General features: G+C 41.4%; 11 protein-coding genes. 9 read left to right on the top strand and 2 right to left on the bottom strand.

Annotated features, from left to right (window positions below; genetic code table 11):
- Positions 1-107: 107 nt before the first annotated feature.
- The 7 genes from rpe to IGI54_RS10735 all read left to right on the top strand — a co-directional run bounded on the left by rpe (position 108) and on the right by IGI54_RS10735 (position 6,087).
- Positions 108-758, top strand: a complete 651-nt coding sequence (rpe, locus tag IGI54_RS10765; RefSeq protein ID WP_430620682.1) for a ribulose-phosphate 3-epimerase — start codon at positions 108-110, stop codon at positions 756-758.
- A complete protein-coding gene (locus IGI54_RS10760) occupies positions 758-1,396 on the top strand; it encodes a thiamine diphosphokinase (protein WP_216430600.1) in 639 nt (212 codons plus the stop codon). Before rpe ends, IGI54_RS10760 begins: the two co-directional genes overlap by 1 nt.
- Positions 1,397-1,556: 160 nt before the next feature.
- Complete coding sequence (mreC, locus tag IGI54_RS10755; RefSeq protein ID WP_311900570.1) at positions 1,557-2,417, top strand: rod shape-determining protein MreC; 861 nt, start codon at positions 1,557-1,559, stop codon at positions 2,415-2,417.
- Positions 2,414-2,944, top strand: a complete 531-nt coding sequence (mreD, locus tag IGI54_RS10750; RefSeq protein WP_071863005.1) for a rod shape-determining protein MreD — start codon at positions 2,414-2,416, stop codon at positions 2,942-2,944. Before mreC ends, mreD begins: the two co-directional genes overlap by 4 nt.
- A 215-nt stretch (positions 2,945-3,159) precedes the next feature.
- Complete coding sequence (locus IGI54_RS10745) at positions 3,160-4,617, top strand: PcsB-like coiled-coil domain-containing protein (protein ID WP_430620681.1); 1,458 nt, start codon at positions 3,160-3,162, stop codon at positions 4,615-4,617.
- Between the two features lie 171 nt (positions 4,618-4,788).
- Complete coding sequence (locus IGI54_RS10740) at positions 4,789-5,292, top strand: VanZ family protein (protein ID WP_313630655.1); 504 nt, start codon at positions 4,789-4,791, stop codon at positions 5,290-5,292.
- 72 nt (positions 5,293-5,364) lie between these two features.
- Positions 5,365-6,087, top strand: coding sequence for a YebC/PmpR family DNA-binding transcriptional regulator (locus IGI54_RS10735; RefSeq protein ID WP_430620680.1), 723 nt, complete (start codon positions 5,365-5,367; stop codon positions 6,085-6,087).
- 83 nt (positions 6,088-6,170) lie between these two features.
- Here the strand turns inward: IGI54_RS10735 and IGI54_RS10730 are convergent, their stop codons facing one another.
- On the bottom strand, positions 6,171-7,577 hold the full coding sequence (locus IGI54_RS10730; protein WP_430620679.1) for a L,D-transpeptidase family protein: 1,407 nt from the start codon (positions 7,575-7,577) through the stop codon (positions 6,171-6,173).
- Positions 7,578-7,794: 217 nt separating this feature from the next.
- On the bottom strand, positions 7,795-8,775 hold the full coding sequence (locus IGI54_RS10725) for an L-lactate dehydrogenase (RefSeq protein WP_071863010.1): 981 nt from the start codon (positions 8,773-8,775) through the stop codon (positions 7,795-7,797).
- Positions 8,776-9,145: 370 nt separating this feature from the next.
- Between IGI54_RS10725 and pth the strand changes: the two genes are divergently transcribed.
- On the top strand, positions 9,146-9,703 hold the full coding sequence (gene pth / locus IGI54_RS10720) for an aminoacyl-tRNA hydrolase (RefSeq protein ID WP_430620678.1): 558 nt from the start codon (positions 9,146-9,148) through the stop codon (positions 9,701-9,703).
- A gap of 65 nt (positions 9,704-9,768) precedes the next feature.
- The gene (mfd, locus tag IGI54_RS10715; protein ID WP_430621495.1) at positions 9,769-13,254 is read left to right on the top strand and encodes a transcription-repair coupling factor; all 3,486 of its coding nucleotides are present in this window, start codon (positions 9,769-9,771) and stop codon (positions 13,252-13,254) included.
- Positions 13,255-13,263 lie beyond the last annotated feature (9 nt).

Below are 13,263 nucleotides of genomic sequence, written 5' to 3'. Positions count from 1 at the left end.
CGAGAACAAAAAAAGGAAGCCCTAGAAGGATGCTATACGGCTTGAAGATTGGACTTATTTTTCTGAAATAAAAATAAATACATTAAAATGAAAAAGGAGTAAGGACTATGAAAATTGCCCCATCGATTTTAAGTGCGGATTTTGCACGACTAGGTGAAGAGGTTAAAATGGTAGAGGATGCAGGTGTGGATTATATTCACATCGACGTGATGGATGGAAACTTTGTGCCGAATATTTCCTTTGGTCAAGTCGTTGTCAAAGCGTTACGTCCTGTAACGAAGCTGCCGTTGGACGTTCATTTGATGATTGCCAATCCTGAAAATTATATCAGCGATTTTGCCAAGGCTGGTGCGGATATTATCATGGCACATGTGGAGGCAACTCCTCATATTCATCGAGTAGTTCAATTGATTAAAGCAGCAGGCGTGAAACCAGGTGTTGTCCTGAATCCTGGTACTCCAGTTGAAGCCGTTAAATGTGTCTTAGGGGATGTGGATCAAGTCTTAGTGATGACTGTTAATCCCGGATTTGGGGGACAAAGCTTCATCGAAAGTACGGTTGAAAAAATCGCTGAGTTGGATCGTTTAAGAAAAGAACAAGGCTATCATTATGAAATCGAAGTTGACGGTGGCATTCAGCCTGAAACGGCTAAAAAATGTGCTCAAGCTGGTGCGGATGTTTTTGTCGCGGGTTCATATATTTATGACGCAGAAAATCCGCAAGAAAAAATCAATGCTTTGCGGGCGGCTTTAGATTAATGCAAGTCTTACTTGTAGCAGGCGGTGATCCAAATCACTGGCCTGCTTTTTCAACTAAGTTTGAAAAAATCATCGGGATTGATCGCGGCAATCTGTTTCTTTTGCGTCGAGGGATCGTGCCAGATCTAGCCATTGGTGATTTTGATTCGTTGAATGAAAAAGAAAAAGAAGAGGTCTTCGGTCAGGTTGGAGAGGTGTTGACAGCTCCGGCGGAAAAGGATGATACAGATACCCAACTGGCTTTAGTGAAGGCTTTTGAGCGATTTCCTCAAGCGGAAGTGACACTGATTGGAGCGACTGGTGGGCGTTTGGATCATTTACTGGCGAATTTATGGCTGGGATTGGAACCACGCTTTCAACCGTTTCTTTCGCAGATTACGATTAGCGATCGAGGGAATACGATTAAGTATTTGGCTCCGGGTTCATATAGACTTGAACAAGAAGTGGAGATGAAATATGTTGCCTTCTGCTGCTTGACATCAGTAAAGGAGCTTTCACTAACAAATTTTAAATATGAGTTGAAGAAAGCGGATTTTCCACAGCCCACTAGCTTAGCCAGCAATGAGTTTTTAATTGGCCAGGCAGAGGTGAGTTTTTCTAAGGGAATGATCGCCGTCATTCAAAGTCGTGATGTCTAAAGAAGTAGGTCAAGGAGCTGGTTATTGCAGCAACGGTTGACCTGCTTCTTTTTCCTTTTTGAGAGATACTAAAATTCTTTAAAATCAACGGCTGGCGCTTTTTAATCCCCTCGTTTAGTGGTAAAATTTATTTTATATTATAGTGTCCAGAGGTGCCTAAGTGAGAAAGTTTAATCCAAATAAGAATATTATTATTTTGTTAATTGTTGTTATTATTGTTGTCGCGACCGTCTCGATCACCGCAGCAAATCGTGCGAAAGATAGTGGAACGAATTTTGTTCAGTCCGCGATCAATGACACGGTGAGTGTCGTTGATAAAGTAATCACAGCACCGGGACGTTGGTTAACGGGCGGCGTTCAATCTGTTTCCAACCTAGTCAATACTTACCAAGAAAACGAGCAATTGAAGAATGAAGTCGATCAATACGATGAAGTAAAGCAGCAAACCAAGAACCAAGCACAAGAAATCGAACATTTAAAAGCTGAGCTAGAACTGAATCAAACGCTGACCAGCTATCAAAAAGTGACGGCCAATGTCATTACCCGCTCGCCGGATACGTGGCAGGATATGCTGATTGTTGATAAGGGCAGCAGTGATGGTGTTGAAGGAAACATGGCAGTGATGTCGCAAAAAGGATTGATAGGACGGGTAATGGAAGTCAATGCTCATTCCTCAAAAATCCAGTTATTAACTTCAGATAATAAGAACAGTAATCATTTTCCAGTAAAAATAAGTTCAAATAAAGGGAATTCTTTTGGCGTATTAAATAACTACAATGTAAAAGAGCAACAGTTAATTGCGTCAGAGATTACAGGGGACCAAGACATCAAAGAAGGCGATGTCGTTCAAACCTCCGGATTAGGTGGAAATTCGCCGGCAGACTTGCCAATCGGGACGGTTGTCAAAGTAAAACCTGACAGCTATGGATTAAATCGTGAGGTTTATATCAAACCCTACGCACAGATGTATGATATTTCTGTGGTAACGATTGTCCAAAGAATGGCAGGGGCGACCGAATGATTCAACGAACAACACTGAAATATATCACGCCAGTTTTATTATTTTTATTATTTTTACTAGATGCCCATATCACTCGAATAATGGCCTCTTGGACAGACAATGTATACGTTGCAAACGCGCATTTTGCTCTGCTTGTTTTACTAATCGTCTCCAAGGTTATTGATGAGCGATTCTTACTTGGAACAGCTTTGATTTTAGGAATTCTGTACGATTTATACTACATCGGCGTGATTGGAATTTATGCTGTAATTTTCCCGGTGTTAGTGATGCTTTTGTACTTTTTCAAAGAGGTTATTCAGCAAAATATTTTAACCTTATTTTTCACGATGGTCATTAGTGTGACAATCTTTGAATTAGTCAGTTTATTGCTGCAAACCGTTTTTGGTTTGACTGGGACCAGTAGCGATTATTTTGTTCCTCGTTATTTAGGACCAACGTTGCTCTTCAACATTTTTATTTTTGTGATTTTTATCTTTCCGTTGGAGAAACTACTGATTGCACCAGCGGATGAGAGTCTGGATATTTAAGAGCGAAAAATAGAATAGTGCTAACTAAAAAAAACAGGAGCTTACGCTTCTGTTTTTTTATATTTCAAATTTGTAAGTAAAAAATAGCAAAATGAAATGTTTTTGTAACAAAGCTATTATATGCATGACATACAGCTATGGTAAACTCATGAATGTGTTAGTAAAAAAGTCTAATAAAATTCAAAAATGAAAAAAGTAGTCGGAGGACATTAAAAGTGAAAAAAAGTTTGTTATCAGCATTAATGGTATGTTCAGTAACATTAAGCGCATTAGCAGCTCCAGCCGCAGCTTCTGCCGATGAATTCGATAGTAAAATCGCTGATCAAGATGCGAAAATCTCAAGTTTACAGAACCAACAAACGGATGCACAATCACAAATCAGTGCATTAGAAGGTGAAGTTGCTTCAATTAACGATAAAGCTCAAAGTTTATTAAATGAACAAGCAACGTTAAGACAAAAATCACAAGATCTACAAAAACAAATCAAAACCTTGCAAGAACGGATCGAAAAGCGTTCTGAAGCAATTAAAGAACAAGCTCGTGACGTGCAAGTAAAACAATCATCAACCAATGTTATTGACGTGGTATTGAATGCTGAATCATTCAGCGATGCTGTTGGTCGTGTTCAAGCAATGTCAACAATCGTTAAAGCAAACAACGATTTAGTTGAACAACAAAAAGCTGATAAAGTGGAAGTTGAACAAAAACAAGCTGAAACTCAAAAACAACAAGAACAAATTACTGCTAACCAAGCAGCTTTAGAAAGCCAAAAAGGTGATTTAATCACTAAACAAGCTGATTTGAATGTTCAAACAACAACATTAGCAGCAGAACAAGCAACAGCTGAAGGCGAAAAAGCCAACTTGAAAGATAAGCAAGCAGCAGCAATCCAAGAACAACAACGTGTACAAGAAGAAGCTAAGAAAGCTGCTGAAGCACAAGAAGCAGCTCAAAAAGCTGAAGTAGAACGTCAAGCAAAAGCTGAAGCAGATCGGAAAGCACAAGAAGAAGCAGTTGCCAGTGCATCTTCAACAGGAAGTTCAACTGTAGAATCTTCTACAACTGAAGCTTCTTCAACAGAACAAACAACACAATCAAGCACAGTTGAGTCTTCAACTGGGTCAACTAGTGAAGATAATTTCCAAGGTGGTAGTGTGACTCCTACACCAACGACGCCATCAACAACACCGGAAACACCAACTAATAACGAAAATTCAAATTCTGGTAACCAAGGTTCTAACCAAACACCGGCGCCAACACCTACACCAACGCCGACTCCTGAACCTACACCAGCGCCAACACCAACTCCTGCACCATCAGGAAACACAGCGGGCGTTGTTGCTGAAGCAATGAAATACATTGGTACACCATATGTATGGGGCGGTAAAACACCAGCTGGGTTTGACTGTTCTGGGTTTACATCTTATGTATTCCGTCAAGCAACTGGTCGTGAAATCGGCGGCTGGACAGTTCCTCAAGAATCAGCTGGAACACGTATCTCTGTTAGCCAAGCACAAGCAGGCGACTTATACTTCTGGGGTAGCCCTGGTGGTTCATATCACGTAGCGATCGCAATGGGTGGAGGACAATATATCCACGCTCCTCAACCAGGTCAATCAGTTACCGTAAGTTCTGTAAGCTACTTTGCACCAAGCTTTGCAGTTCGTATGTAATCAAGAATTTAAACAATTACTTACCGGTACGGTCTTTCGTACCGGTTTTTTTATGGATTAAATCATTCCACGTTTGAGTTGTACTAGCTGTTTACGTGTGTCGTTAGAAAAAATTTGAGCAGCAACTGTACAAAAAATATTTTTTAAGCTTAGTAGTATGGAGGAACAAGGATGCAAAAGCAATTAAAGAATGGAAACTTCTATTTAGGGATCGCCTGTTTAATGATGGTGGTCTTATTTATCAGTTCATCCATGACCTATCAGCAACAAAGTCAAGTGTCAGTGATTCAAAAATATTTAGCCAACGAGCCATTCAAACAATTCTTCAGCGGTATTTCCTTTAACTATGCTGGCAGCGAAGTAAGTATTGCAGCAAAAGGCTATGTCAAGTTTGTCGAATTTTTTATTCGCAAGGCGGCACATTTTACGACTTATTTTATTTTAGGTGGAAGTCTATACTTAGGATTATTACCGAAATTGAAACAAAAGTCATCGGTCTTAGGACTGGCTTTTGCTTGGCTGGCAGCGACGGGTTATGCGGCAACAGATGAATTCCATCAAATGCTAACTGGTGGACGCACTCCTTTATTCCAGGATGTAATGTTGGATTCTTGCGGTGCTTTGACGGCTTGCCTTTTGATTATTTTCGTTCATAAGCTGCGACGCAAACGCTGATTTGTTTTTTCTTGACGAAAATAGTTTTCAGGCGGACAATGAATAGGGAATAAATAAATGGAGGTATGCAGCATGTCAGGACACAGTAAATGGAACAACATTCAAGGACGGAAAAATGCTCAAGATGCAAAAAGAGGAAAGACCTTTCAAAAGATTTCTCGTGAGATTTATATGGCCGCTAAGGCGAGCGGTCCTGACCCGAGTACCAATCCAGCTTTACGTTTGATGGTAGACAAAGCGAAATCTGCGAACATGCCTAATGACAATGTCGATCGTGCAATTAAAAAAGCCACCTCTGCAGGTGAAGGTGAACATTATGATGAAATTACTTACGAAGGGTATGGTCCAGGAGGCGTAGCGATTTTGGTCCACACGCTAACGGATAATCGGAATCGAACGGCAACCAACGTCCGTGTGGCATTCACTCGTAATGGGGGCAACCTTGGTGAGACAGGAACGGTTAATTATATGTTTGATCGCAAGGGGTATATCGCAATCGAACGAGAAGGCTTAACCGTGGATGAGGATACGATGTTTGAAGATGTGCTAGAAGCAGGTGCAGAAGACATGGAGATCTTGCCGGAAGTATTTGAGATCTATACGGCTCCAGAAGATTTCGTGAGTGTCCGAGATCAATTAGAGGCAGATGGCTTTACCTTAGCTCAGGCGGAGTTAACGATGGTTCCTCAGACGACCGTACGATTAGAAGCAGATCAGCAGGAAAAACTTGATCGTTTAGTTGAGAAATTAGAAGATGACGATGATGTATCGGAAGTTTATACTTCGGCTGAATAAAATAGCGGAAGCATTTGAAGCTTTATTACAATATAAGAGACGACAAAAAAACCAGCGAATACATTTCGCTGGTTTTTATTTTATTAAAAGACTAGTACTGGTGTACCGACTTCAACCATGTCAAAGAGTTTTGCCATGACATCTGGTGGAGTATTCACACAACCGTGAGAACCGCGGGTCTTCCATAGCTCGCCGCCATATGCCGGCTGCCAATCAGAGTCGTGAAGTCCAACGCCGGTCCAATCAATCGGCATCCAGAATTTCACTGGACTCGCATAATCCGTTCCGTCATCGTTTTTCCCTTTTAAGGTTTTGTTTGTTTCTTTTGACCATACATAATCAACTCCCGCAGGTGTCGGTGATGTCGGTTTTCCGCTGACGATATCTGTTTCTAAAGCAACCTTACCATCTTTGTAGTACCACATGTGTTGATTTTGTAAATCGACTTCGATATAAGTCTTATCGACTAGCGGCTTGTCCGCTGTTGTTGCACCAGTAACGATTGGTGAGCGGGTGAAGTCTTTGCCTTCTAAAATTTGGTTGGTTAACGCAGTTACTTCTTCTGGTGTGTTGATCGTCCAACTGTAGGTGCCGGCTGGAACAGAAACTTTTCCGCGACGAGTACTGTTGAACTCAGTTGGATTAGTTTTGGTGTTGTATTTTTCACCTAAGCTAGTTACGTACGCTGTTACTTTTGCTTGATCCAAAGACAAGGTTCCGTTGTCGTCGATCAACCAATCATTGATGTCGGCTGTCGGGATTTGGAAGTTCTGTCCATTGATACTGTAATTTGCTTTGATCTTAGCAATGGCATTCATTTTATCCATTGTCTTTTTCAAACTCTCATCATTTTTAGTGATGGTTGGTTTACTTAAGTAATCTGTAAAATTAATAGTTTCCTTGCCAGTTTTGGCTGCTTCTTTGAAGGCTGCTACCGCCGCGTCAACGTCGATCGTGGTTCCTTGCTTTTCGGGAACGATCTCAAAGCCTTCATTTGTATGGGTAACTGTCGCGTTTTCTGTCGCAGTTCGAGTCGTGTTCATCTGAGTGATTTCACTACGAACCGCTTCGCCAACAGCGTTTAATTTGTTCTCATCTAATGTGTTGCCGTCCACATCTTTTGTATCGGCAGCGGAGACAAGTTGCATTCCCCAGCTGAAAGGATTTTGTTTTTTCTGCATTTTTGTCAGGCCGCTTTGATAATTATTTTGCCAGCCTAAATCTTTCCGCTGGATTTCTTTCCAGTTTTTATTATCAACTTTGATAATAAATGGAGACTCTGATAGCTCGCGGGTAATTTTTTTATTAGCTTGATCTACCGTTAAGTTATCGATCTTCACACCGTTAACAACGGTCTTAGGAAGAAACCTCTGAGCATAATATGTACTGCGAATTGCGTATCCGCCAACTAAAACTACCAATAAACCTAAGAGAACAATAACACCGAACCTCGTACGGCTGCGAGAATTTCTTTTTTCATTTCTTGTCATCGAAATAACTCCTCATTGCTTTTTCTTTTATTTGGTTTTCATTAACTATCGATGCACTTCCATCTATCAAAATAGTCGATTATTTTAAATGATATACCGAATATAAATATACCACAGAATAGGTTAAATACGAGTGATATGTTTTGAAACATTAGCAAATATTAAAAAAACCGCAAAGAATATTTATATTCTTTGCGGCCAAATATTAGATATATTTTTATTTTCCTTCTGCTTCAAGATCAGCGAAGGCTTTATCCATAACTTCTTTTAATTCTTTAGCAGAAGCATCCATACGATCTTTTTCAGCGTCTGTTAAAGGAATTTCAATAATGTTTTGAATTCCGCTAGCGTTGATGACAGCTGGTGCACCGATATAGATGTCATTTTGTCCGTATTGTCCTTCTAAGTAAACAGACAATGGGAAGACAGCACTTTCGTCATTCAAGATTGCACGAGTAATACGAGCTAGAGCAACTGCAATACCATAGAAGGTCGCGCCTTTTTTCTCGATGATTTCGTAAGCTGCGTCACGTACACCGAAGAATAAGTTAACCAACGCTTCTTCATCAACTTCTGGATTGTCTTTAACCCATTCGTAAATTTGTAAGCCGGCAACGTTAGCGTGTGACCAAACTGGGAATTCTGAGTCGCCGTGTTCGCCTAAAATGTAAGCATGGACGTTACGAGCGTCAACGTCTACTAATTCAGCGATTGCTTGACGGAAACGAGCAGTATCTAATGAAGTACCAGAACCGATAACGCGTTCTTTAGGGAAACCTGAGAATTTCCAAGTAGAGTAAGTTAAAATGTCAACTGGGTTAGCGGCTACTAAGAAAATGCCGTCGAAGCCTGAAGCGACAACTTGTTCTACGATGCTTTTGTTGATGCGTAAGTTTTTACCAACTAGGTCTAAACGAGTTTCACCTGGTTTTTGTGGAGCGCCGGCAGTGATGACAACAAGGTCAGCGTCATGACAGTCTTCATAAGTGGCAGAATAAATTTTCTTAGGAGAAGTGAATGCTAGTGCGTGAGATAAGTCAATAGCATCTCCTTGTGTGCGATTGCTGTCGATATCGATAATACCGATTTCTTGTGCGATATTTTGATTGACTAAAGCGAAGGCATAACTTGAACCTACTGCTCCGTCGCCGATTAACATTACTTTTTGATGGGTTTTATTAGCTGCTTTTGCAGTCATGTGTACCAATCCCTTCTTATATTTGTTTTTCCAGTGAAATCATAACACTAATTAATGAAACTTGTCACGTAACTTACTCATTAATAATACAGTTTTTTCAGCTGTTTCCAGAGTAAGCGTTTCATGTGTTGATGCTTCAAGGAGCTGATATGATTAAGTTTTTGCAAAAATAACAGTATTTTGAAAACAAGTGGAAGTGTTGAAAACGGTCACTACAGTCTAGTTTGTGTTATACTGGATAAAGAAAAAAATTCGACTGGGTAGTCAGCTGACTATCCAGCCTTTTGTCATGCTTTTTCAATTTCTGATTTAAAATAGGATCAGTTGTAGAGCGAAAAGCTAAAATTAGTTAAGAACGAGGCGGAATAAAGTGAAAATGATCGTGGGTCTGGGAAATCCCGGAAAAAAATATGAAAATACGAAACATAATGTCGGTTTTATGGCAGTGGATCGTTTAGCAGCAGAAAATCATGCAGTCTTCAAGAAAAATCCTTTTGAGGCGGAAGTGGCCGACTTTTTTGTGAATGGTGAAAAAATATTATTAGTAAAGCCGATGACTTTTATGAATGAATCGGGTCGAGCGGTTGGACCGTTAATGACTTATTTCGGGATTGAACTGGATGAGCTGGTGGTGATCGCGGATGATTTGGACATGGAATTAGGCAAATTGCGTTTACGGCAAAAAGGCAGTGCCGGAGGCCACAATGGATTGAAAAGTATTATATCCCATTTAGGCACCCAAGAATTTAATCGGATTAAAATCGGCATCGGGCGTCCCCAAGGAAAAACAGTGGTAAACCATGTGTTAAGTACTTTTAGCAAAGAAGAAGCGGCAACGATCGCCAACAGTGTCGCCAAAGCTGGTGAAGCGGTAGATTATTTTATTGCTCGTAAGGACTTTTCACAAACGATGAATCAATTTAATTAGACGTTTAAAAACGTCAGCAGAAATAAGGAGCATGAACAGTGAATGTGATCGAATTTATAAATCAGATGCCATTAGTAAAAGAATGGCAAGCGTCTTTAAAGAAAAAAGCCAAGCGTCAATTATTGATCGGGCTTTCGGGATCGGCTAAAGCCTTGGTCATGGCAGCGGCTCAAAAACAAAGCAATGAGCAAACAGTCGTGGTAGTACCGAATCTCTACTATAGTAATCAGCTAGCGGAAGAATTGCGACAGATTACCGAAGATGTCCATTTATTTCCGGTAGACGAGGTACTGTCAGCTGAAATGGCCTTTGCTTCTCCAGAGGCGCGTGCCGAACGGGTTTCTACCTTGCGTGCGCTATCACAAGGCGAGCAAGGGATTTTTGTCGTGCCAGCAGCAGCGCTACGAAAATATTTACCGACACCTAAAACATGGCGGGCCAATCAGCTCCACTGGCGAGTCGGCAGTGAGATTGATCTAGAGCAACTTGCGCAACGGTTAGTCTTAATGGGCTATGAGCGGCAAACAATGGTAGGTAAACCAGGTGAATTCAGTATGCGGGGCAGTATTGTCGACGTCTATCCGTTAACGACTGAATATCCAATTCGAATCGAGCTGTTTGACGTGGAAGTCGATTCGTTACGGTATTTCGAAGCCGATACGCAGCGGTCAGTGGAAAACTTGGAAGAAGTCTGGATCACGCCGACGACGGATCTGGTTTTTTCCGCCGAAGATTTGACCCAAGGCGTGGCTAAGGTGAACCAGTTGCTGCAAAATCGTTTAGCGGTGACGAAAGAAAAAGAAGACTATAATTTTTTGAATGATTATTTTGGTCAGTTGATTGCTTCTTGGGAAGATGGTATTCCAACAGAAGATGCGAAATATTATACCGATCTTTTATATGAAGAAAAAGTTTCATTGTTGGATTATTTAGATCAAGAGGCGTTGCTGTTTGTCGATGACTATCCGCGAATGATGGAAACGTATCGAGAAATGGAACGAGAAGAAGCGGAATGGCATACGCAAAAAATTGAAGAAATGCGGGTTTTTTCGGAACAAACTTTTGGTTTGAATCTCCATGAGTTGATTAAAAACACCAAATTAACCACCAGTTTCTTTTCATTATTCCAAAAAGGAATGGGAAATCTGCGCTTCGAGGCGATCCACAATTTTCAATATCGTTCGATGCAGCAATTTTTTGGCCAAATGCCTTTACTAAAAACTGAAGTTGATCGCTGGCAAAAGCAAGGTCAAACAATTCTATTTCTTGTTTCGGACCAAGAACGACAAGCAAAATTGACGCAAGAATTTCATGATGTGGGCATTCAAGCGGTTCAAACGACACCAGAAAAGTTGTTGATCGGTCAGGATCAAATCATGACGGGAAACTTAACCTCAGGTTTTGAATTGCCGCAAGATAAACTGGTCGTGGTGACGGAACGAGAGATTTTCCAAAAGGTCACGAAAAAGCGAGCGCGGCGTCAAACAATCTCGAATGCGGAGCGGCTAAAAAGTTACAATGAGTTGAAGACTGGGGATTATGTCGTCCATGCCAATCACGGGATCGGAAAATATGTCGGCATGGAAACGATTGAGATCGATGGCGTCCATCAAGATTACATGTCAATCTTGTACCAAAAGGACGATAAGCTGTTTATCCCAGTTACCCAGCTGAATCTGATTCAAAAATACGTTTCTTCCGAAGCGAAGCCACCGAAGATCAATAAATTAGGCGGCAGCGAATGGACGAAGACAAAGAGCAAGGTCTCGAAACGAATCGAAGACATCGCGGATGACTTGATTGAGCTTTATGCCAAGCGGGAAGCCGAACGAGGCTATGCTTTTGGTCCTGATGACGAATACCAAAAAGAATTTGAAGATGCCTTTCCTTATAGCGAGACGGACGATCAGCTGCGGAGTACCGCGGAGATCAAGCACGATATGGAAAAAAATCGGCCGATGGATCGTTTGTTAGTTGGAGATGTGGGCTTTGGGAAAACCGAAGTCGCCTTACGCGCTGCCTTTAAAGCAATCAAAGAAAACAAACAAGTGGCCTTTTTAGTACCAACGACGATTTTGGCTCAGCAACATTTTGATACGATGACGGAACGGTTTGAAAATTTCCCTGTCAATGTGGCGATGCTGAGCCGTTTCAGGACAAAAAAACAGCAAAATGAAACCATTGAACAATTGCGGACCGGTCAAGTTGATATTGTAGTGGGGACCCATCGTCTGCTCTCGCAAGATTTAAAATTTTCTGATCTTGGCCTATTAGTGATTGACGAAGAGCAGCGTTTTGGAGTAAAACACAAGGAACGATTGAAACAATTACGCTCGCAAGTCGACGTCTTGACTTTGACGGCAACACCTATTCCACGGACGCTGCATATGTCAATGTTAGGCGTACGGGATTTATCAGTCATTGAGACGCCGCCGGAAAACCGTTACCCGATCCAAACTTATGTGATGGAAACCAATCCGGGGGCGATCAGAGAAGCGATCGAGCGAGAATTGGCTCGTGGCGGGCAGGCATTTTATCTCTATAATCGCGTAGAGACCATCGAACGAAAAGTTGAAGAGTTACAAATGCTAGTACCCGATGCCAAAATCGGTTTTGCTCATGGGCAGATGACGGAAGTTCAATTGGAAAATACCTTGATGGATTTCATCGACGGCCAGTATGACATTTTAGTCACGACCACGATCATCGAGACCGGTGTGGACATTCCGAATGTGAATACCTTGTTTGTCGAAAACGCCGATTATATGGGATTATCCACCTTGTATCAATTGAGAGGACGGGTAGGCCGCAGCAATCGGATCGCTTATGCGTATTTCATGTATGAGCCGCAAAAGATTTTAAACGAAGTCAGTGAAAAACGATTGCAGGCAATCAAAGACTTTACTGAGCTTGGCTCCGGCTTTAAGATCGCGATGCGAGATTTGTCGATTCGTGGTGCAGGTAATCTATTAGGTGCCCAACAGCATGGCTTTATTGATGCGGTAGGATTTGATATGTATTCACAAATGCTCTCTGAAGCGGTGGATCGTAAGCAAGGGAAAAATACTCAGATCGAACGAACTTCGGTGGAAATCAATTTAGGAATCGACGCCTACATTCCGGGGACTTATATCGAAGACGAACGGCAAAAAATCGAGATTTACAAACGCATTCGCGAATTGGAGAGCACGGAGATGTTGGATGAAGTCGAGTCTGACCTTGTGGATCGTTTTGGGGATTATCCAGACGAAGTGGCGAATTTATTAAATGTTGGTCAGATTAAAATGGATGGCGACCGTGCCTTAGTCGAAAGCATCCAAAAACGTCAACAACAAATCATTGTGACGCTAAGCAAAGTAGGTACCAAGGCCTATCAAGTCGAGCAGTTGTTTGAAGCCTTGAGTGCCACTAAGATGAAAGCCACGCTAGGCGTGGAAAAAGATAAAATGGTCATCAAGTTGATGATCGACAAAAAAATGGATGAGGCTGTTTGGCTGCGAGAAATTAGTTTGTTTATCAAAGCCTTGCGGGAACAAAAGTATAAAGAGTAGGTGGTGAAG

It is taken from the genome of Enterococcus sp. DIV0800 (genome assembly GCF_050559735.1).
Taxonomy (GTDB): Bacteria; Bacillota; Bacilli; order Lactobacillales; family Enterococcaceae; genus Enterococcus_A; species Enterococcus_A devriesei.
This window is presented reverse-complemented; position numbering and strand designations above follow the sequence as displayed.